This is a genomic window from Alcaligenes faecalis (genome assembly GCF_041521385.1).
GTDB lineage: Bacteria > Pseudomonadota > Gammaproteobacteria > Burkholderiales > Burkholderiaceae_B > Alcaligenes > Alcaligenes faecalis_E.
The window spans coordinates 689243-711911 of record NZ_CP168006.1 but is presented as its reverse complement, the minus strand read 5'-3'; the positions used below and the strand labels follow the sequence as shown (position 1 = coordinate 711911).

Sequence of the window (22669 nt, the reverse complement as noted above, 5' to 3'; positions counted from 1 at the left end):
CACTCCGGTGGCCTTTTTTTATGGGTGAGCCAAATGGAAGTTGCCGCGCTTGGGCTTAAAGTCGAAGGCGTGGAGAGCATTGAGTCTGCCACTACGTCTTTAGGAAAATTGCAAAAAACAGCAGAGGTAGCCGAAAAATCTGTTGATGCGTTCGGCGTTGGCAGCCGCCGCGCTTTCTCTGATGCAGCTCAATCCGTAAATGGATTTCAGGCGATTGCAGCCAGAGCGGCTAGGGAGGCGCAGTATCTGGCCCAGCAAGTATCGAAGCTGTCTGATTATGAGATTCGTAATAATGACATTCAAGCATTCGGCACTGAGCTAGACCGGCTGCGAGCAAAATACAATCCCTTATTCGCGGCATCAAAAGCATATGAGAAAGAGCTTGATGAGCTGAATCGCGCCCATCGCGTTGGAGCCATTGACGCAAGGGAGCATGCCGCAGCATTGACAACTCTTAATTCTCGGTTCCAGCAATCGACCAGTCAGGCAAACGCGGCCAGCATTAATTATCAGTCAATGGGTAATAGCATGTCTGGTCTTGCGGCCCAATTCCAGGACATCGGCGTTACCGCCGCTATGGGCATGAACCCCCTGATCATCGGGCTGCAACAGGGCACTCAGATTGCCGGTCAGATGGAGGCTGCAATGAGCCGGGGAGCATCAGCGACTGGCGTGTTTGCCGCGGCCTTTAAGTCTTTGCTCGGCCCTGTTACCGCCGCATCGATCGGGTTGACCGTGCTTGCGTCTGCGTTAATTCAGGCTGTCGATTGGGCAAAGGCCGGCAAGTACGCCCTTAAGGGTTTGGCCGATGTTGTTGAAGTAATTGCGCCATACGCGGCTGTTGCTGCTGCTGGTCTGGCAGTTTTATACGCCCCTACGATTCTAAGCGGCATTGCCTCAGTGACCACTGCGCTATTGAGCGCAGGAAAAGCGGCTCTGACGGCTGCCGCTGCGTTTGCGTTGGCAAATCCCGCCGTGGTCTTTGTTGCTGGGTTTGCGGCTGCCGTGACCGCGCTTTACGTGTTCCGCGACGCGGTCAAGAAAGCGGTCGGCGTTGACGTGATAGGCATCATTAAGGACGCGGCGAACTATGTCATCAACTCGTTTGTTGCCGCTTACGAGGACATTAAGTTTGTTTGGAATAACTTTGGAAACATGATGGGTGCCGCCGTTATTGGCGGTGTGAATATTGCAATTAGAGCGATAAACAAACTTGTCCAAGCGGCGATTAAAGGTGTTAACGGCCTTATTGGGTTGTTAAATAGTATTCCTGGCGTGGATATCGGCAGTATTGGCGAGAGCTTGGGGGTCAGCGAAATAGCCAATCCCTATGAAAAGCTATTGGGAGCTTCAGTTGCCGAGCGAAACAAAAAACTCGCTGAGATCATGGGCCGTGACTCAATCGGCGCATTTGTTAAGGGCGCGCAAGAGGCAGGGGACAAAGCAGCTGACTGGCTGCGAAAGCTGACCTTTGGCGATGATGATAAGAAAAAGGGAAGCGGGAAGAGTTCTGAGCTTGCCAACATAGTGAAGCAGTTGCAATTGCAGCACGCCACTCTAGGCATGACCGCTGAGCAGGCCGCCCGGTATGAAATTGAGATGGCCAAGGGCTCGGAGACAGACCGTAAACGAGCCTTGACGCTGTATGACCAGATCCAAGCCTGGAATGAAACAGAGAAGGCCATGCAGGCGGCGATTGATTCGAGTCGTCAGTATTTGGCTTTCCAGCAGGAAATGGACGTGTTCCAGCAAAAGCTGAATCTGGATTCGGCTGGCGTTGGGATGGGTGATCGTCAGCGTGAATTGGCCCAGGCTGACCTTGCGATCCGTCAGGAGTACGCGCAGAAACGTCTTGATCTGGAGATGGCCCAGCAGGTTAAGGAAACGGCGCTTACTCAGGAGCAGTATCAGTACCGCCTTGATTTATTCCAGCAGTTCGAGGAGCAGAAGCTCGCCGGCCTGCAACAATCAGCCGAAGCGCGAGCCATAGCCGAGGCTGATTGGACAAATGGCATGTCTCGGGCATGGGATAACTTCGCCACCAAAGCTCAGGATATCGCAGGCCAGACCGAAGCAATCTTTACCGGAATGCTGAACAGCTTTTCTTCCGGATTCGGTAATGCCTTCGAGAAAATGGTTTTCGATTCCGAGAACCTTGGCGACGCTATGCGTAACGTGGCCCAGGGCATGGCGAGGGCGGTTGTCAATGCTTTGGCTCAAATGGCGGCCCAATGGCTGGCTTATCAGGCCGTGCAATTGATTGTTGGCAAAACCACTCAGGCATCCAGTGCCATGGCTATATCGGCTAATGCGCATGCAACTGCCTTGCAGGCAGGTCTGGCCGCCTTTGCCAGTACCGCTGCGATCCCCGTTGTTGGGCCGGCAGCGGCGCCTGCTGCGATGGGGGCGGCATTGGCAGTAGCTACGCCATTAGCAACGGCTATCAGCATGACTGCCATGGCAGGTATGGCCCACGACGGTATTGATTCTGTCCCACAGACCGGGACATGGCTGCTGGAAAAGGGGGAGCGGGTCACTACAGCCAAGACGAGCGCCCGACTGGACTCGGTGCTGGAGCGGATTGATGCGCGTCAGCGTGCTGGTCGTGCGTTTGACGGTCAAGCCGGGTCGTCCTCCAAGTCCGAGCCACGCGTCGTAGTTCAATTGATGGGCAGCGAGTTCCAGGGGGCGCAGGTGACAGAAGAGCGGGGATCAACCGATGAAGAGCTGATTGTCCGCGTAGTGTCACGGGATTTCCTGCAAGGCGGTAGAACCTTTGACGCGCTGCAGTCCGTTAGCAATGTACGAAGGGTAGGGGCATGATTCACACAGATATTAACTACCCCGAGGGGCTGCCTTGGCCCGTCCGCGATGGCTACGGGATAAAACACACTCAGCCCTTTCAGCGAACGCAGATGGAGGATGGCCGAGCACGCCAACGCAGGCGATTCAGCTCGGTCCCTACAACGGTCAATGTGAACTGGATTTTCAATGGCGATAACGAGGCTGCGCTGTTTGAGGCTTGGTTTCGGGACGCTATTAAAGACGGAGCTGAGTGGTTTAACTCGCCGCTTAAAACGCCCGTAGGTGAACAGCACTATGTTTGCCGCTTCGTCTCTATGTATACAGGCCCTGATCCAGTGGGTATGTGTGCTTGGCGGGTTGGCGCGACTCTGGAAATTTGGGAGCGACCCCTCATGCCGCAAGGCTGGGGCGAGTTTCCCGAGTTCGTGCTGGGGGCGAGCATTATCGATATTGCACTTAATCGGGAGTGGCCAGAAGCATGAGCGCCTTAGAGATTGTGTATGCCAGCGCCCCGACCGATTCGATGCTGCTTTATACGCTTGAGGTTTCTGCGCCGGGCGTGACGCCGGTGCGGATCGTTCAAGGCTATGAAGATCGAATGTTAGGAGTGGACGGCCAGTTGGTGCTGTTTGAAGCCGCAGCCGTCGAGCTGTCGCTGCCGTCGCGTAACGCCTCTGGTCAGCAGACACTGCGGTTTGGTATTGCCGGGGCCAATGGCCGCATTCGGCCTATTGTCGATGCCATGCTCGAATCCGGACAGATGGTGACGCTGACAAGCAGGACGTACTTGGCAAGCGACATTACGGCACCGGCAGAGCGGCCGTATGTCATGACTGTGTTGAGCGGGCAGTTTGAGAACGGCACGTTTGTGGCTGAGGCCAGTTACTACGACTTGCTGAATACCGCTTGGCCGCGAGAGCGCTACACGGCAGAGACAGCACCGGGGATTCAGTGGCTATGACGATTGATGACTTTCTGCGTACGCGGTACAAGCCGTTTGGCCGGGAGGCACCGGAATTGGACTGCTGGGGCCTCGTCAGACTGGCGAGAGCCTCGCTGTTCGGCAGGCCCATGCTGCCTAGCTACTCGGAGACGGACCCGGATGATAAAGCAGGCCTGACCGCTGCGGCCGGGGAAGTGCGGGAGCAGGGCGGGTTCAAAGAAGTGCAGCCCAGGTCTGGAGCCATTGCTACCGGCTGGCGCGCGCGGCTTTGCGTCCATGTTGGGTTGGTCGTAGAGGCTGACGGCAGACTCTGGGTGCTGGAGACGGATGCTGGCACAGGCCCCACGCTTACCAAGATCAACGCTTTTGAGGCCCGCTATACGCGGGTTGTTTTTTATGACGATCAGAGTATTTCTTAGCGGGACGTGTGAGCAGCCCTGCGAGACGCACGAATGGACCGGCACTTTAGCCGGTTTTTTTGCGTCTAAAGGCTTGACGTATACGCTGGCTGAGCTGCCCAAGTCGCATGTAACGGTCAATGGCAAGCCATTGCCGATGCTGGAATGGGCGGATCGTCATCTGGCTGCTGATGATGACGTGGGAATGCGCTTGATTCAGCATGGCGGCTTGTTCTCGGGCTTGGGCAAGTTACTGGGCAGCATCTTCAACTTTGCCTTTGGATGGCTGATGCCAAAGAGCGGCAGTCAGAACTACGGCTCCCCGGAACAAGGACAGCGGCTCGAAACAACTTCAGCAAAGGCCAATCAGCCCAAGCTGGGTGATGTTGTGCCTGAGCTTGCAGGTCGGTTTCGTCGCTTCCCTGATTACCTGACGCCACCGCGCCGACGTTTCGTGAATTGGCGCGAGCAGTGGCTGGAGTTCCACGCATGTATCGGGCCTGGACAGTATCAGATACATGACGCAGACGTGAAAGTAGGGGATACACCGTTTTCTGCTCTGGGTGCTGACGGGTCTTATGCAATCTACGGTCCAGGTGCAGATCTGTCGGGAACGTCCACTCATGAGCATTGGCATACAGTGCCCGCAGTTGGCGGCACATCTTCGGGCACGGCAGGCCTGGAGATGTCTACGGAAATGGCAAACCGGGAGAACACTCAGCCAGTAAGTTACTCGTTCGATGGAAGTTATATCTGGCGTTCTTCCGAGAGCGAGTTCCCTCCTGGCTGGGGTGCGGGCACCATCGTCAATATTACGTTGCCGCTTGTCTATGCGGTCACGCGTACTGAGCCTACGATCGGTCAGCCACAGCGGAACCGTTTTTACGGTGAGTTTAAGCACCTGATGCCACTTGCTGGCAGAGACGTGACTGTGGCTGTGAATGGTGGCTTGGGGTTGGAGTTGCTAGTTGCTAATTCAGACCTTGATCCGCAGGGAGCAGGATGGATTGAACTGCGCTTTCCGCCACCCGATCCGGAGGACCCTCAGACCCAAGGAGAGTGGTACAACGGCCTGGAGCCGGGAAGCTACACCATTACATTTGCATGGAAGTTTCCAGCGCGTTGGTCTATCCAGCAATACTCTTCTGATCACATTGTTGTATGGCGTTTAACTCAATTCGGGCAAAATGACTCGACGTGGCTCGGTTTTCCGACAGTTACCACAAGCGGTGCAGTTGTGACATTCAACGGCGGCACGGTTTATGGGGAGTGGAGTAGCGAGTTTGTAGCCACGCCTGGTAAAGAGACAACAACCGCTATAGAGATCGACTTCTTCTTTCCGAATGGGCTGGGGTACATACGAGACAATGGTGATGTGACCACTCAAGGGCTGGGCATCGAAATTCAGTACCGCAATGCAGATGGCGGCCCGCGCACGACGATCAGCAAATGGTACGAAAACTGGACGCTGGACCAAATCGGTATTACCGAGTCGATCAGTGTCCCGCAAATGCGGCCGTCTGTGCGGGTGCGACGGGTGGGCGCCAGTGCTACGTCTACGCAGGTCAAAGACACCATCCAGTGGTATGGCCTGAAAAGCCGTCTGCGGACACGAACAAACTACCCGCGCTGGACCACCATGGCGGCCAAGCTGCGAGTCGGTGGACGCCTGGGTGCGCAGTCGGAAAATCAGATCAATGTGGTGGCTACGCGAATGCTTCCGGTTTTGCAGTGGGACGGCACCTGGTCTGCACCGCAACCGACGCGGGACATCTCTGCGTTTGCGCGCTATATCACCGGTTCGATCGGGTACTCAGACTTGAATCTGGATGCCGACGAGCTGCAGCGATTGGATGCAATTTGGAAGGCCCGAGGAGAAACGCTCGACCATGTGTATGACCTCACAACAGCCCAAGACGCTCTGAAACTTGCTTTCCGAGCCGGGTTTTCAGAGCTGACTGTGTCGCGTGGCCTGATTCGCCCGGTTCGCGATGATGTGCGCACGCAGTTCGAGCAAAGCTACTCACCCCTGAACATGACGAAGCCGTTGCGTGAAAGCGTGAGTCCTCGCAAGCCTATGGACCCGGATGGGGTGGAAGTCGAGTACATCGACGCGGAAACCTGGACGTCCATGACGGTGAAGTGCCTGCTACCAGGGGATCAGGGATTCAAGCTGGAAAAGTTAAAACTCGATGGCGTGACGGACCGAGTCCGGGCTTGGCGAATCGGTATGCGCCGACGTCGGGAGCAGGCCTATAGAAATCGTGAGTACAGCTTTGGCACAGAAATGGATGCATTCAACAGTGAGTACCTGTCTTATGTGCCGCTGTTTGACGATGAGCCAGGCAATGCGCAGATGGGCTTGCTGACCGATATTCAACCTGCCTCTGGTGGCGCACTGCTGCGCATCAGTGAACCTTTGCGCTGGGCTACTGGTGCACCGCATTCTGTGGGGTATCGAGCACCAGAGGGCAAGTTTGTTGGTCCGTTTGTGGCGTTTCCAGGGCCTGACGACTTTTCGATCATCGCGAACATTCCGCAGCCTTGGCCAGAGGTCAGTCTGAAACAGGAGTTGCCGCACATTTACTTTGGCCTGACGGCAGACTGGATAAAGCCAGTTCTGATCACAAACATCCAGGCTCGTGGCACCGACGCTACGGATGTGACAGCAGCAAATTACGACGTGCGAGTGTACGCCGATGACAACAACAATCCGCCGGATTAACTCCGGCACCAGCATCAATCAACCCGCTTCGGCGGGTTTTTTTATGGGCGTTTGAAATGACGACATACAAAACCGGCAACCCGATCGGGAGCGCAAACCCCAAGGATCTGTACGACAACTCCCAGAATTTAGATAAAGCAGTAAATAGTCAGGAGAGCACGTGGGAAGACAGGCTCGGGGTTGTCAGACCGACATTGAAATCCGCTGTCGATCCAACGGGGCTGGTGCAGGAGGCTGTGGGGGCAGCAGAGCGAGCCGAGGCGGCAGCCGCAGCAGCCAGTTTGGCGGCGGGTGTTTATCCGGACACGAACACGATCGTCAATGGTGGAGACGGATTTGATCCGGTGCCGCAAGGCCATTTTGCCTCTGTTCCTTCCGAAGAGCTCGGAGGCTTTCTGGATTTGTATAAGGTCGAGGCTGGCCAAGCCATCTATATCGACACTTATCCCAATGCGACAGCGGTCAAGGACGCAATCAAAGCCCTGCCTATTGCACTGACTGCGAGCGGGCGTGGCACCTGGGAATTCTACAATGATGATTCTGCCTTCCCTGGATACTTTGCAATTGATCTGCATGGTCATGTCTTGGCTGATCTTCTCAGCCAAGTTGCAACGACATCGATGTTTGAGTTTCACAACGGCGACGTAAATGATTTTGTCCAGGTCGTCGTGGGCACCAACCTGGAGATCATCTTGGGTTGGGATACGGAAGGGAATTTGAGCGTGTCTGGCTTGACAATTCCGGATCAAGAAGGAGGGCCAGAGCCGGAACTGTTGCCTTATATGGACGATTCAAATCTACGCGCAGTAGGGGCAGAAGACGTATTTTGTGCAGACCTTTCTGGCCTGGTTGTGAGCGGCGTGTTTCCAGCTTCCGGCAATCGCGTTCGCGCAATTGTGAGCGTTCCAGGTTTGAGTGAGAAAACGACAGTCTCCGTCTCTCCCGGTTCCGGCTTGCTTATCCCCGACAACTCGAAGACGTTGCATGTAATCATCGGTGTGGGGCAGTCGCTTTTGGTCGGGGCGAACTCTGAAGAGTCAATGATCTCGACCCAGGCGCTCTTCCCTGAAAGTGTGTTGATGTTCACCTCTTCCGTTTATAGCGATATTCGTATGGGGGATACCACGTCCAGCGGACAGCCTGCACAACCACTGGATCCAGGCACTCTTGTTGGATTCGAGCCATTGGTTGCACGCCGTGCTGCGTCCGGCCCGCGTGGGGAGACTGTCATCGAAACTATGGCCAACACATTAGCTTTTGAATCGCAAGCGATCGGGGCGCAATTCAAGTCTTTGAGCTATACCGCTGGGGTGGGCGGGACGGCGTATGCAGGTTTGAAGAAGGGCAATCAGATTTACGAAAATATGTTGATCGCCCTGCGGAAAGCAAAGGCGTTGGCAGACGAGCAAGGTTGGAAAATTGTTGTGGACGCGGTTGTTTGCAAACACGGAGAGGCGGACTCCGGAAGTACAACTTATAAAGATGCTCTATTGGAGTGGCGCAGCGACATAAGTTCGGACGTGCGGCAAATCACAGGTCAATTCTCTGAGGTTCACTTCATCCTGTCTCAGCCATCAACGTTCACGACAGCTACGCCGCGTGCGGCCTTGGCCATGCTTGAGCTGCACAATGAAAATCCGCTGTTTCACTTGGCTTGTCCGGATTACGCGATCGGAGCAAACGACTATTACACAGACCTTCTGCACATGAAGGGGCCGGGCTACGCTCACGTGGGTGCTTACATGGCGCGGGCCTGGAAGGGGTCGCTTTGGGCCGCCAACGGCAAAGCGAAAGTCTTGCAGATGCTCTCCGCTACTCGCTCCGGGCGCACTGTGCAGGTTTTATTCGATGTTCCTGTTAAGCCCTTACAGATAGACATCTCTACCGTCCAAGAGCACGAAGACTTCGGCTTCCGTTTTTTCGATTCGACCGGGCAAATTCCAATCACCAGTGTCGCAGTTAATTCGGACGGGGAGAGTGTTTCTATTGAGCTCGCGGTAGATCCTTCTGGAAGCCAAGAGCGGTTGGACTATGCGTTGAAGCCGCAGACTAATCCGCGCACACAAGCCAGAATGCCTCGCGGCAACATTTGTGACTCTTCTGAAGAACAAAGCATCCACAACGGAAGGCCCATGAAGAACTGGGCTGTACACCAACAAATTGAACTTAATGGGTGATTGAAATGATTCGCTATGAACAAACCGGTTTGAACGTTCCGAACTCCGAATTGGGTACTTTGGAAGTCACGCCAGAAGGCCGCGCTCTGGGCTCGATTCCCGGTTGGACAATGCTCGTGGACCCAAGCTACAAATCTCCTTCAGGACACGGATATCGAAACCGCGCTTTGCCGAAGAATTTTCTGCTCGGCCCGCAAGCTTATGAGGATCGGCAATTCGACAACGGCGCACCAGCATTCTCAAGCAACGGATTCAACTCCGCCAGTATGGCGTCTTCGGACTTCGATCTGAATCCTAACGAATTCTCCATCTTTTTGGTGCTTAAGCGCCGGGCAACCAATGCTGGTGTGGCGTCGTATTTGGTTCGTCCTGTTACCAATCCTGTGGAAGGTGAAACGGGGCTATTAATATTCGCGACCTCCAGTAATGCAATCGCATTACACGACAAAATTCCTGCCGCGCCATTCAATTATCGAATCCCGTTGAATGGCGCGATGGGCCCTCTTGCCGGTGCTTCTGACTCTGTGCTTTGCATGTTCACCTTCTCCACCGAGTTGGGCACCGCTGGGTACATCAATGGTCGGAAAGTCTTCAGTAATCCTGACGACAAGACACCGCTTTCTCCTAGCATGTTTGAAGCGGGTCGCTTGCGGTTTTATCACCAAACTTCTACGGATGTTCCGACTGGTCCAGTAACTTATGGGATGCATGGCGCGCTCAGTGTTGATCTGTCCAGAAAGCAGCACGAAGCTGATAGGTATCGAATTGAAGAGTTTCTGAAGACCAAGTACGCGATTGTTTAACAGCCTCTGCTGCTGTGGATTACTGAGCCGCATGAGCGGTTTTTTTTACGTCTGCTGCTTTTGCGGCGCATCACGGGAGACAGCCATGCCGACCGTTTTAAAGGGGAAGGAAGTGGAACCAACAAGCGGAGCTGGTGCAGGTTGGGCAGCGGTGAAGGTGGCCATCGCCTTTGGGGCGCCAGCAGCGATTGCTGCGCTTATCGGCATGCTGATCATGCCACCCAGGACAGTGCGCGAGTTCATCAGTCGTACAACATGTACGGTGTTGAGCTCATTCATTCTGGGGCCGCTGCTGACTATTTGGGTGATCACCTGGCAGCCGGGCTTATTGGCGCAAGCTGTGCAGGTGGCCGCCCATACCGGTGTTGCGGAGGATCTACACAATCTTATGGGCCTGTTCTACGTGATGGGTCCGTGCATGCTGATAGCAGGGCTTCCGGCCTGGTGGGTGTTGGGCGCCTGGGTGCGTTGGGCGCAGCGGATGCAGGAGCAGGGCATTCCGAACTGGATTGCTGAAATGAAGATGAAGGTTTTGGGGAAGTGAAATGCAGAAATTGATTGATGCGATCCTGGGCCTGCTGGCCCTTTTTTTCCGTCCGCAGAAAGTGGAGTCCGCGCCGGCACCGGTCGAGTCGAAGCCTGCCGGCATGTCTGCCGACGGCCTGGCCATCCTGCGGTATTTCGAGAGCTGTGAGCTGGAAGCCTATTGGGATGCTGACGGCAAAGTCTGGACCATCGGCTGGGGTGACACTGGTCCAGACGTGGTGGAAGGCCTGCGCATCACCCAGGCCGAGGCCGACGAACGATTACGGCGTCGGCTGGCCCGCGAGTTCGTGCCTGGTGTTCTGAACGTGCTGACTCGTCCAGCAAATCAGGCGCAGCTCGATGCCATGGTGGACCTTGCATACAACATCGGCGTCTCGGCATTTCAAGGCTCTACTTTGTTGCGCCTGTTCAATGCCGGTGATCAAGCCGGGGCTGCGGAACAGTTCCCGCGCTGGAACAAGTCAGGTGGCAAAGTCCTGCTGGGCCTGCGCCGTCGACGTGCTGCTGATCGTGCTCGTTTCTTGGGCGCATCTGGGGCGGAGGCTATCAAGATAGGAGCGGCCATTGTTTAAGGCGTTATGGAACCGAGTCGCAGGCTGGCTGGGCCTGCTGAGCGGCCTGATCATCGCCGCTCTGGCGCTGCTACAGGTAGGGCGGCGCCAGGGCAGGGCGCAGGCGGAACGGAAACAGGAAAAAGCGGACATAGCCGCCGTGGAGGTATCGAGAGATGCAGCTGAAACGATTGAGCGCATGGACGATGATGCTGTGCGTGATCGCGCTCGTAAGCGGATGCGCCACACAGCAGGGCGGTAATTACTGCGCTGCTGCTCAGCGCCCGTTCCAGTGGCGCTCTGATGCTGAAATCGACACTACGCCTATTCGGGTGCTGCGCTACGTGGAAACAGAGGCTGAGATTTGGGTGCGGCTGTGCCGGAAATAGCAACAACCGCCTGCTTATGCCCGTGGCAGATCTTGACCGAAAAAAACCGCCTGGAGGCGGTTGATATCTCATTGTTCTGACTAATCCTGTGCTAACACCAGGGCGGTGACTGGAATTGTCATTAGATTATACTCGCCGCCCGTGAACCACGAGACGCTTGCTTTCTGATCGGAGGTAACTACCTCAACTGTCAGCTTAGGGCTGCCACTTTTTAAGGTGACGATGTTTCCGGGGGCAATCTGATCTGTCATGGCGCTCTACCAGTGGAATGAAGGTTAGTGTCATAAGTTTATAGGCCGAAAGAACAAACGGTGATTTGTCATAGGTCAAATAAAATTAAAAATGACCACAAAGGTAGTTTGTTTGCATGGCTTTGTTTCCTGACTTATCAAAAGCGCCAAAACGTAGAAAACCGCCCGGAGGCGGTCTATTCAGGGGTTCACTGTCTCTACCGCCATAAGAGAGGCGGCGGGAAATGACTGAGTCCTGGACCTGTTGTCAATCATGAACCACACGCACTTTACGTTTTCGCCTTTTTGATTCATGTCAATAACCGTCATTTCTGGACCACCGCTTCTCAGTTGGACAACATCTCCGATCCTGAACGTGCTCATAGAGCCTCCGCAAGTAAGTAGAGGCATCAGTATGCCGATGGGGAAATAAATTATCCAGAAAATTATTTCATTTGAAATGTTGTGCTAAATTTCCGCGTGGTCCTACAAGGTCTTTGTGGGGAGGTTTATCACAATACTAATAATGGAGACAGCATTGCACTTTGAGATTCACTCAGCCCATCTAACCCCCACCTATGTGTCACTAATCGGTAACACTAATGGGCCGTGTACGCCCAGCGTTAAATCACCTGGCGTCATGATTTATCTAGATGTGGCACCCCATAACGCCAAGAGCTTGCTGAAGCTTTTAAAAGAGAAGGGTGTTCCGTATAAAACATTAATAGATGGCGCGTGGCAAAGCTTCAACGGAGCATGCTGGGAGAGTTAGCCATTTTCCAGGCGCAAAAAAGCCCGTACTATTGCGGGCTATATATATCGTGGTGTGACTTTTTTGTGACCATAAGAGGCACAAGACCAAGGTAATTCATATCAAAGAAAAATCGGATAGCGACGGAGGGTATTGATAAATAAGGGTTTTGTTTGCTTTGGTTTATATGCGGCAAGACTCGAAATCAGGCGTACGTGCAAGCGTACCGTGGGTTCGAATCCCACCCTGTCCGCCACCTAAGATTTTGAAAGCCCTTGATTACTCAAGGGCTTTTTTGTTTTCCGCCGGTCTGATCAGTCTGTTCTTTGCTTTTGGTTTGTTTGCCGTTTTGTCACATGAGTACGTTAAGGTAAAAGTGTCAGTAATAGCCGATGTCTGGAAAATTCACTCGTAATATTTTGCATGGCCGACTTTTTCCAGCGTAGGCAGAAAATATATCGGTAATGCGCTAACACGGGGTCCGATGGTATTTGGCTGTGCTCTGGGGGCCTTGATGATTCTGGACAAAAGGATCCCATTGGATTTCCCGGCAGTGGGGGCGGCGAGTACACTTGGGGTTTCAGTTCTCTGTTGTCCATACTCACGAGGTATCTATGCTGAAAGGTAAAAAAGCGGTCGTCACAGGATCGACCAGTGGTATCGGTCTGGCCATGGCCACCGAATTGGCAAAAGCAGGTGCAGATGTGGTGATCAATGGTTTTGGTCAGCCTGAAGATATCGAGCGTGAGCGCAGCACGCTGGAGTCCAAGTTTGGTGTCAAAGCCTATTATCTGAATGCAGACTTGAGCGACGCACAGGCCACGCGCGACTTTATTGCCAAGGCGCAAGAGGCGCTGGGGGGGCTGGATATTCTGGTTAATAATGCTGGCATCCAGTACACGGCACCCATCGAAGAGTTCCCCGTCGATAAATGGAATGCCATTATTGCCTTGAACCTGTCGGCGGTATTCCACGGCACAGCGGCTGCCTTGCCCTTCATGCAAAAGCAGGGCTGGGGGCGCATTATCAATATTGCCTCGGCCCACGGTCTGGTGGCCTCGGCGAATAAATCTGCTTATGTGGCTGCCAAGCACGGTGTGGTGGGCCTGACCAAAGTGACTGCACTGGAAAATGCTGGCAAGGGGATTACGTGCAACGCAATCTGCCCGGGCTGGGTACGTACTCCCTTGGTCGAAAAACAAATCGAAGCTATCAGCCAGCAAAAAGGGATTGATATTGAAGCTGCCGCTCGTGAGCTGTTGGCTGAGAAACAACCTTCCCTGCAGTTTGTGACTCCCGAGCAGTTGGGTGGCGCTGCCGTATTCCTGTCGTCTGCCGCCGCAGATCAAATGACAGGGACGACGCTCAGTCTGGATGGTGGCTGGACGGCTCGCTAATTGCTGTTAGATCGTATTGTGTGAATAGCAGATAAGGGGCTTGGCCCTTTATCTGTTTGGATAGAAAGGATATAGGCGCATGTTGTTATTGCTCTCGCCAGCAAAAAAGCTGGATTACGACTCCCCTGTACGCACGGAGCTGGAGACTCAGCCGCTGTTTGTGGAGCAGGCGCAAGGCTTGATTGATATTTTGCGCACTCAGTCTGAAGAGGATATCGCTGGTTTGATGAAGCTAAGCGACGATCTGGCTCGCTTGAACGTTCAGCGTTACCAGGAATGGGAGCCCAAGTTCGATCGCTCCAACGCCCGTCAGGCCATTCTGGCTTTCAATGGTGATGTGTATGAAGGCATGGCTGCTACGGACTTGTCGGACAAGGAGCTCAAGTGGGCCCAGGATCACATCGTGATTCTTAGTGGTCTGTATGGTGCTTTGCGTCCCTTGGATTTGATGCGTCCTTACCGTCTGGAAATGGGCACGCGTTTGAAGAACCCCGGTGGTGCGAATTTGTACGCTTACTGGGGCAGCCGCATTGCTAATTACCTGAACGAGCGCCAGGAGGGTGACACCAAGCCTGTTGTCTTGAACCTGGCTTCTGAAGAATATTTCAAGGCGGTGGATCAGAAAGCCTTGCGTGCCCGTGTGGTGCAATGTGTATTCCAGGATGAGAAAAACGGTGTCTGGAAGATCATCAGCTTTTACGCCAAGAAAGCCCGTGGCTTGATGGCGCGCTTTGTGATCGATAAACGTGTACAGACCGTTGAGGGTTTGAAAGCATTTGATCGTGAAGGCTATGTATTTCAGCCAGAGCTATCCAGCGAGGACAAGCTGGTGTTCCGTCGTTCCGAGCAGGATGCCAAGGCCGGGTAAGCGTTTGGCTTGATGGCTTGTAGCGCAGAAGTCGTTTTTTAGCTGATCTACGACTGCGCAGGCTTGATGAAGAAAGGCAAGGGCATGTATTGCACCTTGTCTTTTTCTTTTCTGGCCTCAGGGTAGCCCGCTGCTCTCGTGTTTTATGTTTGGCTTGCCTGGTGATGCCCACAGCGTTCTTGATGTGTTGGATTAGCTGGTGATGGCAGCCGCTTTCCCCGCCGGGACGCTGGGTAGGGCATCAAGCCCCCTGCTGTTTCAGTTCCTGCTTGCGCTCTGGTGGCAACTGCGGGCCAGTGCTGTATTCCAGACCTCTCATGTCTTGACGTATCAGCTGAGCAGCCTTGCTCATCTGACGTATCGGGTAGGCCAGCATGGCCAGCTCGCCTTCGGTTTCGATGGAAGCGGGCGGATCGGCGTCCTGATCGTTGATCAGTGCGCCGATCGCATCCAAAGCATTTTGTATGCCTGGTGGAATCTGGCTCAAATTGGCCAGCAGTGGAGCAGCGGCACTGATCTGCGAGGCCAGTACATGGTTCTGAATCAGCAGATTGTTCAGTAGAGATACATTGGCTTGACGGCTGACGGGCTCATCCATCATGCGATAAAAGGCCGAGGCAAAGTTGCTGAAGGCAATGTGTACGTTCTTGTTCGCCACCTGCCAGGCGGTATCGGCCTCCATCAAGTCCAGATCTACTTGCTTCTTCTGCTCCTCTGTCGTCGTGGGCTGGTCATCCTGCCCGCTCTTGAGGCTCTGGTTGTGCAGACGACTCAAACGAGCGAATTCCAGACCGGCACGCCAGAACTCTTTGTTTGCGGCCAAGGCCGCGCGAGCCAGTCCTGTCATGGCGCTGGACTCCCAGTTGGGCAGTAAGTAACTGGCTGCCATGGCGATACCGCAACCAATCAGCGTATCCACCAGACGCTCCCCAATAATGAAGGAGCCACCCGTGGACAGGAACTGGAAGGACAGGATCACAAAGATCGTGTTGAACAGAGCCGACAGCAGGAAGTTCAGTTGGACCAGGCTGTTGCCCAAGAGGTAAGCCAGTAGCATGGCGATCAGATACAGCTCGCGGTTGTCGGTCAGCTTCAAAAGCAGGAAAGCGGCCGCACAGCCTAGCACCGTGCCAAAGAGACGCCAGCCATTGCGCTGGCGGGTAATGGCAAAGCCCGGTTTCATGATGACCAGAATCGTCAGGATGATCCAGTAACTGTGAGCGGTCAGGGCGCTGACCAAACCCAATTCGCTTTGGAAGTGAGTGCTGAGTGCGCCGACACCCAGGGCTACCATGGAAGCAATGCTGACCCGTGCGGCATAGCGAAAGTGCGAAGACTTCACTTTGAGGTTGCTGGTCAGCATGCCCAGACGTAGTTCCTCGCGCGACAGCATGCGGCTGAGCGATTTATTCAGATACTGGTCAACAGGGAGACTCTGGCTGGCCCGGTGAGACAGGCTGGCCATATGGTCGACGATCCGGTTCAGGTTACGCAGGCGGCGCAGCACCTGAACTAATAGTGCATATGTTTCCGGGTCGGACTGGGACATACCCTGGCGTTTGTATTTCTCCAGCTCGTATTCCATGGCGCGGATTTCTGCTTTGACGCTGGAGCGACGAGTTGTACGGGCGCTGCGTGAAACATTCATGGCAATGCGGCCAATATCCAGCGACAGCTTGTGTAAGCCATCACGCGCAAAAACCATGAAATCGCTGTCGGACAGTTGGCGGCGCAAGACCGTGTAGTCGGTGTAGGTGGCAACCAGCGAGTCCAGAATGCTGACCATATTCAGAAAGATCGTCAGCAGTGCCTTGCGGTGATGATCTCCCCGTCCATAACCGCGTGGCAGTTCACGCAGCACCACATCGCGGGCTGCCTGGTGCTTTTCGGTCATATTGGATTGCAGATTGATCAGCCGTCGATAGCAGGCGTCCAGGTCTGAGGCAGCGTCATAGAACTGTGAGCGGGCTTCCATGTATTCCGCTGTGGCAAACAGGGCGACCGCCAGTGTTTGGCGTTCTTCCCGATACCAGAGCAGGTGTCGGAACAGAGTGCTGAACAGGTAGTAGGACAGGCCACCGGCAAAGGAGTAAAGCGTATGGGCCAGCACCTCGTGAGGCTGCATCGGAAAGCGCATGGTCAAGGTCATCAGCAACAGGGCGGCAAAGCCGATCAGCCCGCCGCGACGGCCAAAGACAGAGAACATGCTGTACAGAAAGCACAGAAAGGGGACGCACAGCACCAGTAGCAGGGGGGAACTGGAGGCCAGGCCTGTCAGGCCGACAGTAATCGTGCCCAGTGCAATGCCGCCGAGCATTTCATTGTTGCGGTAGCGGCGCGGGCCACCGGGTTGGTCAATGATAGCCACACAGGTGGCCCCCATGGAGGCAATGACGCCAATATCATAGTGACCGAAGAAACGGCCCAGAATAATGACCGGCAACAACACGCCGATGGACTGACGCAGTCCACCGAAAAAATAGTGGCTATACAGGAATTGTTTTAATTGTGGGATGGGCGATGCCATAAAATACCCGGACAGCTCGTCATAGGTAGACAGTATATCGTTTTACGTATGCCCGCTTTAAGCCTGTTTTTTGCACTTTACCAACAATCACAGTTGCTCGCTTTGTGCAGTCAAGGTAAAGTAACTAGGTGTTTTTGCTCCATATCCGAGCAAATTGTAGCGAGGCACTGTTAACCGGGCCATCCGCCCGGTTTTTTGCGCCTAAAAACTTTGTTGCTGGCCGCGTCACAAGCGTGGGATGCCAGGACTTCCGTTTCAAGCTAACGCATACGTTTTTGTGTGCACGCACTGGGTGTCGAAGAGTGCAGGCCGGACGGTAATGTGTCTGGGTGGTGTGGTCCCGTGGGCCATGAAGCGCCAGATCATGTTGCTGACATCGGTTCAAGCTCGGACCGTCGTGGTCAGTCGATATTGCAGAGCAAGACTGAAAGGAAAACTCATGTCTGAATTAAATGGCGCAGATATTGTTGTGCGCACGCTCGCGGACGAAGGCGTGGAACACGTTTTTGGTTATCCGGGTGGTGCCGTTCTCTATATCTACGACGCAATCTTCAAGCAGGACCGCTTCCAGCACATTCTTGTGCGCCATGAACAGGCTGCTGTTCATGCTGCGGATGCCTATTCCCGTTCGTCTCAAAAAGTTGGCGTGGCACTGGTAACCAGTGGCCCGGGCGTCACCAATGCCGTCACCGGTATTGCGACCGCTTACCTGGATTCCATTCCGATGGTCATCATCAGTGGACAGGTCAGCACCCAGGCAATTGGTGAAGATGCTTTCCAGGAATGTGATGCCATCGGTATCACCCGTCCTTGCGTCAAGCACAACTTCCTGGTGCGCGATGTTCGTGATTTGGCCGATACCATTCGCAAGGCATTTTTCATTGCCACGACAGGCCGTCCCGGTCCTGTATTGATTGATATCCCTAAAGATATTACGACCGCAACGTGCAAATACACGCCCAAGCGTGGCGAGGTCAAGATGCGCTCTTACGCGCCTGTGACCAAAGGCCATCAGGGGCAGATCAAGAAAGCCGTCCAGATTCTCAATAGCGCCGAGCGTCCACTGATTTACGTCGGTGGTGGCGTAGTGCTGGGTAATGCGGAAAGCGAACTCAATGACCTGGTCAAGTTAAGCGGTGCTCCTTGCACGACTACCTTGATGGGGCTTGGCGCTTATCCTGGCACGGCCGACCAGTATATCGGCATGCCTGGCATGCACGGTACTTACGAAGCCAATATGACCATGCAGCATTGCGACGTTCTGGTCGCAGTCGGTGCACGGTTCGATGACCGCGTGATCGGTAATACTCGTCACTTTGGTCAGAACCCACGCAAGATCATTCATATCGATATTGATCCTTCCGTGATTTCCAAGCGCGTGAAAGTTGATGTGCCTATCGTGGGCTGTGTCAAAGACGTGCTGACTGAGCTCAACGAGCTGTATGCGCAAAGCCGTCAGGAATCGCAGAACCAGCCCTCCCTGAATGATTGGTGGAAACAGATCAATGTCTGGCGGGGCAAGAACTCCTTGGCCTACGCCAAGTCCGACGAGCTGATCAAGCCGCAATACGTGGTGGAATCCCTGTGGGAAGTGACAGGCGGCAACGCGTTCGTGACTTCTGATGTGGGTCAGCACCAGATGTGGGCGGCGCAGTACTACAAATTCAATAAGCCTCGTCGCTGGATCAACTCCGGCGGCCTGGGCACGATGGGCGTGGGCTTGCCTTACGCAATGGGTGTGCAGATGGCCAACCCTGGCCAGGATGTGGCCGTCATCACCGGTGAAGGTTCCATCCAGATGAACATCCAGGAACTGTCTACGTGTAAACAGTACCGCTTGAGCCCCAAGGTTCTTTGCCTGAACAATCGTTATTTGGGCATGGTGCGCCAGTGGCAGCAAATCGACTACGGCTCGCGCTATTCCGAGTCCTACGTGGATGCACTGCCTGACTTTGTCAAACTGGTGGAAAGCTATGGTCACGTAGGTCTGGAGATCGACAAGCCAGCCGATGTGGTTCCCGCGATTCGCGAAGCCTTCACCACGCACAAAGACCGCCTGGTATTTCTGAACTTCATCACGGATCAAACCGAAAACGTGTTCCCGATGGTGAAAGCAGGCCGTGGCCTGACAGAAATGCTTTTGGGCCCGGACGATCTGTAAGGAGAGAACCATGAAACACGTCATTTCTATCCTTCTGGAAAACGAGCCCGGCGCACTGTCCCGTGTGGTCGGCCTGTTTTCGGCCCGTGGCTATAACATCGAGACCTTGACGGTTGCTCCAACCGAGGACGACACCCTGTCTCGCATGACGATCGTTACGCGAGGGGCGGACGACGTCATCGAGCAGATCACCAAACACTTGAACCGGCTGGTTGACGTGGTCAAGGTGGTGGATCTGTCCGAAGGCCCTCACATCGAGCGTGAGCTCATGCTGATCAAAGTGCGGGCGGTGGGCAAGGAACGTGAAGAGATGAAGCGCATGGCGGATATTTTCCGTGGTCGCATCATCGATGTTACGGACAAAACATACACCATCGAATTGACCGGTGTTCAAGACAAAATTGCTGCTTTCATCAATGCGCTGGATCGTACGGCCATTCTTGAAACAGTGCGCACCGGGGTCTCTGGCGTCAGCCGTGGCGAACGTGTCTTAAAGCTGTAAGCCAAGGCTTTTTCAGGACATAATGACCGCTTTTATTCAAGGGGCTGCGTTTCAAGGCAGCTCCTTATAAAGGGTAAATACGGCCTGATGCCGTGTGGACCACGGTGGCCCTGTTCTGGAAGTAATGAGTCAAGGTTCTTTTTGTGCCGCTGCTGCAAGAGCGGCCATTCTCGAATTGCTGTTTAAGCGAAATTATTAAATTTGGAGCACCTGAAATGAAAGTTTTCTACGACAAGGATTGTGATCTTTCCCTGATCAAAGGCAAGACCGTTGCCATCATCGGTTACGGCTCGCAAGGCCACGCTCACGCCCTGAACCTGCACGAGTCCGGCGTGAACGTAGTGGTTGGTCTGCGTAAAGGCGGCGCTTCCTGGAGCAAAGCCGAGAACGCTGGCCTGAAAGTTCAGGAAGTGGCTGAGGCTGTCAAGGGTGCTGACGTCGTCATGATCTTGTTGCCTGATGAAAACATTGCCGAGGTTTACCGCAACCAGGTTGCCGAGAACATCAAGCCCGGCGCCGCGCTGGCATTTGCTCACGGCTTTAACGTTCACTACGGCCAGGTTGTGCCCCGTGACGATATCGACGTCATCATGATTGCTCCCAAGGCTCCAGGTCACACCGTTCGCGGCACCTACAGCCAAGGCGGCGGCGTTCCTCACCTGATTGCTGTTTACCAGGACAAGACCGGCGCTGCTCGCGACGTGGCTCTGTCTTACGCCTCCGCTAACGGCGGTGGCCGTGCCGGTATCATCGAAACCAACTTCCGCGAAGAAACCGAAACCGACTTGTTCGGTGAACAGGCTGTTTTGTGCGGTGGTGCGGTTGAGCTGATCAAAGCGGGTTTCGACACGCTGGTTGACGCGGGTTACGCTCCTGAAATGGCTTACTTCGAGTGCTTGCACGAACTGAAGCTGATCGTGGACCTGATCTACGAAGGCGGTATCGCCAACATGAACTACTCGATCTCCAACAACGCTGAATACGGCGAATACGAGACCGGTCCGAAGATTGTTACCGACGAAACCCGCAAAGCCATGCGTCAGTGCCTGGAAGACATCCAGACTGGTGTGTACGCCAAGAACTTCATCCTGGAAAACGCCGCTGGCGCGCCTACCCTGATCTCGCGTCGTCGTATCAACGCTGAATCGCAGATCGAGCAAGTGGGTAGCAAGCTGCGCTCCATGATGCCTTGGATCGCCGCTAACAAGCTGGTCGACAAGTCCAAGAACTAAGTTTGATATCGGGGCGGCTTAATAAGCTGCCCAGGTCTTGAACCTGAACCGGCTGACGTCTTGCGGCGTCAGCCGGTTTTTTATTGCTGCAAGAATTTGGCCTTCAGTGTCGCCTCTGCTTGGGCTAAGAAGAAGCATGAAAGCACCTTGTGCTCGTCTTATAGCCGTATTGCTGAGGGCGCGATAAAATGCAGTGTTTGATTTGACTATCGTGCCCCTGTCGGGGTGGTGCGCAAGCGAGTTCGATAAAATCCACTATTTATCCGCGAACTCCCTGGCCGCAGGCCTTTTGGCCGTTTCTGTTCGCTCTGGCTAATATTTGCTGGAATTATTCACACTCTGTAGCCTTGTGGACAATGCTACATTTGAGTGTTCAGTCCTTAGCAACAACTCTTAAAGCATAAATTATGCCCAATTTGCTCAATGATGAAACCCGTCGTCGGCGTAGCATCTATCTTCTGCCCAACGCATTTACGACCGCCAATTTGTTCGCGGGGTTTTATGCTGTTGTGCAGGCCATGAATGGCCGCTTTGAGGCGGCAGCCATCGCCATTTTCCTGGCGCTGGTGTTTGATGGTATGGACGGGCGGGTCGCTCGTTTGACCAATACCCAGTCCGCTTTTGGCGAGCAGTATGACTCCATGGCAGACATGATTTCCTTTGGTGCAGCGCCCGCGCTGGTCATGTACGTCTGGGCCATGCAGGGATTGGGCCGCTGGGGCTGGTTGGCTTCCTTTATTTATGTAGCTGGTGGTGCGCTGCGCCTGGCCCGCTTCAATACCAATATTGAAGTGGTCGACAAGCGTTTTTTCCAGGGCTTGCCCAGCCCGGCGGCCGCTGCTCTGGTCGCTGGCTTTGTCTGGCTGGCGGTGGACAACAAGCTGTCCTTGCAAGTGAATGTGATTCCCTGGGTTGCCTTTGGTTTAACCATTTATGCCGGCCTGGCCATGGTCTCCAATGCGCCGTTCTACAGCGGTAAGTCCTTTGCGATCAGCCGTAGTGTGCCATTTTGGGTCATGCTGCTTTTTGTGCTGGTCTTTGTGTTTGTCTCCACTGATCCGCCTGTCTTCCTGTTTGGGCTGTTCTGCCTGTACGGCTTGTCGGGCTGGTTTGTGATGGCCTGGCGCTGGCGTCGAGCTCGTGCTTTGGCGCGACTTCGGCGTGGAAACAACTAAAATACCTGGCTTGGGTGGGCTTTCAGGACGAAATGCTTAACGCCTGTCCTGGTTTTTCGCTATAATCGTTTGCTTGCACCAAGCCTCGTGGTCTGGTGCGTTCAATTTTATTTTCAACACGTTAGGGCACCTCGGTCCTAACGCAAGTCTTAGAGGCTACATAAAATGGCAGTTGCAGATATCAAAAAAGTCGATATCGTTTCCGAGTTTCAGCGTAAACAAGGCGATACAGGTTCCCCAGAAGTGCAAGTGGCTTTGCTGACCGCTCGCATCAACGAATTGACCGGCCACTTCAAGGCTCACAACAAAGATCACCACTCCCGTCGTGGTCTGTTGCGCATGGTTAGCCGTCGTCGCAAATTGCTGGATTACCTGAAAGGTCGTAATCCAGATGCTTACCGTGCTTTGATCGAAAAACTCGGTCTGCGTAAGTGATACCGGGGCTGGCTCCCCGCTAAACAACCGTGCATTCGGCGAACTGGTTTCGCT

20 protein-coding genes are annotated in these 22669 nt (G+C 54.3%); 17 read left to right on the top strand and 3 right to left on the bottom strand.

Going from position 1 to position 22669, the window contains the following annotated elements:
• The first annotated feature begins 33 nt into the window (after positions 1-33).
• The 10 genes from ACDI13_RS03315 to ACDI13_RS03270 all read left to right on the top strand — a co-directional run bounded on the left by ACDI13_RS03315 (position 34) and on the right by ACDI13_RS03270 (position 11337).
• Positions 34-2823 carry a phage tail tape measure C-terminal domain-containing protein gene (locus ACDI13_RS03315; protein WP_316988791.1) on the top strand — a complete coding sequence of 930 codons (2790 nt, stop codon included), beginning with the start codon at positions 34-36 and terminating at the stop codon, positions 2821-2823.
• Positions 2820-3287: a hypothetical protein gene (locus tag ACDI13_RS03310; protein WP_316988792.1), complete on the top strand. Its 468-nt coding sequence runs from the start codon at positions 2820-2822 to the stop codon at positions 3285-3287. The genes ACDI13_RS03315 and ACDI13_RS03310 overlap by 4 nt, the downstream gene beginning before the upstream one ends.
• Entirely contained in the window at positions 3284-3766 is a 483-nt protein-coding gene (locus tag ACDI13_RS03305; protein ID WP_316988793.1) for a DUF1833 family protein, read from the top strand. Before ACDI13_RS03310 ends, ACDI13_RS03305 begins: the two co-directional genes overlap by 4 nt.
• A gap of 110 nt (positions 3767-3876) precedes the next feature.
• Positions 3877-4167 carry a hypothetical protein gene (locus ACDI13_RS03300; RefSeq protein WP_316988794.1) on the top strand — a complete coding sequence of 97 codons (291 nt, stop codon included), beginning with the start codon at positions 3877-3879 and terminating at the stop codon, positions 4165-4167.
• A 73-nt stretch (positions 4168-4240) separates the two neighbouring features.
• Positions 4241-6871 (top strand): host specificity factor TipJ family phage tail protein, encoded by a 2631-nt coding sequence (locus tag ACDI13_RS03295; RefSeq protein WP_372372693.1) that lies wholly within the window; start codon positions 4241-4243, stop codon positions 6869-6871.
• A 56-nt stretch (positions 6872-6927) separates the two neighbouring features.
• On the top strand, positions 6928-9048 hold the full coding sequence (locus ACDI13_RS03290) for a hypothetical protein (RefSeq protein WP_316988796.1): 2121 nt from the start codon (positions 6928-6930) through the stop codon (positions 9046-9048).
• Between the two features lie 5 nt (positions 9049-9053).
• Positions 9054-9851: a hypothetical protein gene (locus ACDI13_RS03285; RefSeq protein ID WP_316988797.1), complete on the top strand. Its 798-nt coding sequence runs from the start codon at positions 9054-9056 to the stop codon at positions 9849-9851.
• An 85-nt stretch (positions 9852-9936) separates the two neighbouring features.
• Complete coding sequence (locus ACDI13_RS03280; protein ID WP_316988798.1) at positions 9937-10395, top strand: hypothetical protein; 459 nt, start codon at positions 9937-9939, stop codon at positions 10393-10395.
• A 1-nt stretch (position 10396) separates the two neighbouring features.
• On the top strand, positions 10397-10969 hold the full coding sequence (locus ACDI13_RS03275) for a lysozyme (RefSeq protein ID WP_316988799.1): 573 nt from the start codon (positions 10397-10399) through the stop codon (positions 10967-10969).
• A 155-nt stretch (positions 10970-11124) separates the two neighbouring features.
• Entirely contained in the window at positions 11125-11337 is a 213-nt protein-coding gene (locus ACDI13_RS03270; protein WP_316988800.1) for a hypothetical protein, read from the top strand.
• Between the two features lie 80 nt (positions 11338-11417).
• Here the strand turns inward: ACDI13_RS03270 and ACDI13_RS03265 are convergent, their stop codons facing one another.
• Complete coding sequence (locus tag ACDI13_RS03265; protein WP_372372692.1) at positions 11418-11588, bottom strand: DUF2158 domain-containing protein; 171 nt, start codon at positions 11586-11588, stop codon at positions 11418-11420.
• Between the two features lie 180 nt (positions 11589-11768).
• Complete coding sequence (locus ACDI13_RS03260) at positions 11769-11882, bottom strand: hypothetical protein (protein ID WP_372373080.1); 114 nt, start codon at positions 11880-11882, stop codon at positions 11769-11771.
• A gap of 1050 nt (positions 11883-12932) precedes the next feature.
• Here ACDI13_RS03260 and ACDI13_RS03255 point away from each other — a divergent pair.
• Both ACDI13_RS03255 and yaaA read left to right on the top strand, forming a co-directional pair.
• Positions 12933-13715 carry a 3-hydroxybutyrate dehydrogenase gene (locus ACDI13_RS03255; RefSeq protein WP_316988801.1) on the top strand — a complete coding sequence of 261 codons (783 nt, stop codon included), beginning with the start codon at positions 12933-12935 and terminating at the stop codon, positions 13713-13715.
• Between the two features lie 79 nt (positions 13716-13794).
• Positions 13795-14583 carry a peroxide stress protein YaaA gene (yaaA, locus tag ACDI13_RS03250; RefSeq protein ID WP_316988802.1) on the top strand — a complete coding sequence of 263 codons (789 nt, stop codon included), beginning with the start codon at positions 13795-13797 and terminating at the stop codon, positions 14581-14583.
• Between the two features lie 241 nt (positions 14584-14824).
• Here the strand turns inward: yaaA and ACDI13_RS03245 are convergent, their stop codons facing one another.
• Entirely contained in the window at positions 14825-17110 is a 2286-nt protein-coding gene (locus ACDI13_RS03245) for an FUSC family membrane protein (RefSeq protein ID WP_316988803.1), read from the bottom strand.
• Between the two features lie 439 nt (positions 17111-17549).
• On the opposite strand from ACDI13_RS03245, the gene ilvB reads away from it, so the two are divergent.
• From ilvB to rpsO, 5 genes are all read left to right on the top strand, one after another.
• On the top strand, positions 17550-19271 hold the full coding sequence (gene ilvB / locus ACDI13_RS03240) for a biosynthetic-type acetolactate synthase large subunit (protein ID WP_316988804.1): 1722 nt from the start codon (positions 17550-17552) through the stop codon (positions 19269-19271).
• Between the two features lie 10 nt (positions 19272-19281).
• Positions 19282-19773, top strand: coding sequence for an acetolactate synthase small subunit (gene ilvN / locus ACDI13_RS03235; protein ID WP_003801075.1), 492 nt, complete (start codon positions 19282-19284; stop codon positions 19771-19773).
• Positions 19774-19988: 215 nt separating this feature from the next.
• The gene (gene ilvC, locus ACDI13_RS03230) at positions 19989-21005 is read left to right on the top strand and encodes a ketol-acid reductoisomerase (protein WP_094197365.1); all 1017 of its coding nucleotides are present in this window, start codon (positions 19989-19991) and stop codon (positions 21003-21005) included.
• A gap of 407 nt (positions 21006-21412) precedes the next feature.
• On the top strand, positions 21413-22180 hold the full coding sequence (gene pssA, locus ACDI13_RS03225; protein ID WP_035272453.1) for a CDP-diacylglycerol--serine O-phosphatidyltransferase: 768 nt from the start codon (positions 21413-21415) through the stop codon (positions 22178-22180).
• A gap of 165 nt (positions 22181-22345) precedes the next feature.
• Complete coding sequence (gene rpsO, locus ACDI13_RS03220) at positions 22346-22615, top strand: 30S ribosomal protein S15 (RefSeq protein WP_003801068.1); 270 nt, start codon at positions 22346-22348, stop codon at positions 22613-22615.
• The last annotated feature ends 54 nt before the right edge of the window (positions 22616-22669 follow it).

Bases quoted from the DNA above. Each gene is read 5' to 3' on its own strand.
- ACDI13_RS03315 (WP_316988791.1), top strand. From the start codon at position 34: ATGGAAGTTGCCGCGCTTGGGCTTAAAGTCGAAGGCGTGGAGAGCATT.
- ACDI13_RS03310 (WP_316988792.1), top strand. From the start codon at position 2,820: ATGATTCACACAGATATTAACTACCCCGAGGGGCTGCCTTGGCCCGTC.
- ACDI13_RS03305 (WP_316988793.1), top strand. From the start codon at position 3,284: ATGAGCGCCTTAGAGATTGTGTATGCCAGCGCCCCGACCGATTCGATG.
- ACDI13_RS03300 (WP_316988794.1), top strand. From the start codon at position 3,877: ATGCTGCCTAGCTACTCGGAGACGGACCCGGATGATAAAGCAGGCCTG.
- ACDI13_RS03290 (WP_316988796.1), top strand. From the start codon at position 6,928: ATGACGACATACAAAACCGGCAACCCGATCGGGAGCGCAAACCCCAAG.
- ACDI13_RS03285 (WP_316988797.1), top strand. From the start codon at position 9,054: ATGATTCGCTATGAACAAACCGGTTTGAACGTTCCGAACTCCGAATTG.
- ACDI13_RS03280 (WP_316988798.1), top strand. From the start codon at position 9,937: ATGCCGACCGTTTTAAAGGGGAAGGAAGTGGAACCAACAAGCGGAGCT.
- ACDI13_RS03275 (WP_316988799.1), top strand. From the start codon at position 10,397: ATGCAGAAATTGATTGATGCGATCCTGGGCCTGCTGGCCCTTTTTTTC.
- ACDI13_RS03270 (WP_316988800.1), top strand. From the start codon at position 11,125: ATGCAGCTGAAACGATTGAGCGCATGGACGATGATGCTGTGCGTGATC.
- ACDI13_RS03265 (WP_372372692.1), bottom strand. From the start codon at position 11,588: ATGACAGATCAGATTGCCCCCGGAAACATCGTCACCTTAAAAAGTGGC.
- ACDI13_RS03260 (WP_372373080.1), bottom strand. From the start codon at position 11,882: ATGAATCAAAAAGGCGAAAACGTAAAGTGCGTGTGGTTCATGATTGAC.
- ACDI13_RS03255 (WP_316988801.1), top strand. From the start codon at position 12,933: ATGCTGAAAGGTAAAAAAGCGGTCGTCACAGGATCGACCAGTGGTATC.
- yaaA (WP_316988802.1), top strand. From the start codon at position 13,795: ATGTTGTTATTGCTCTCGCCAGCAAAAAAGCTGGATTACGACTCCCCT.
- ACDI13_RS03245 (WP_316988803.1), bottom strand. From the start codon at position 17,110: ATGGCATCGCCCATCCCACAATTAAAACAATTCCTGTATAGCCACTAT.
- ilvB (WP_316988804.1), top strand. From the start codon at position 17,550: ATGTCTGAATTAAATGGCGCAGATATTGTTGTGCGCACGCTCGCGGAC.
- ilvN (WP_003801075.1), top strand. From the start codon at position 19,282: ATGAAACACGTCATTTCTATCCTTCTGGAAAACGAGCCCGGCGCACTG.
- ilvC (WP_094197365.1), top strand. From the start codon at position 19,989: ATGAAAGTTTTCTACGACAAGGATTGTGATCTTTCCCTGATCAAAGGC.
- pssA (WP_035272453.1), top strand. From the start codon at position 21,413: ATGCCCAATTTGCTCAATGATGAAACCCGTCGTCGGCGTAGCATCTAT.
- rpsO (WP_003801068.1), top strand. From the start codon at position 22,346: ATGGCAGTTGCAGATATCAAAAAAGTCGATATCGTTTCCGAGTTTCAG.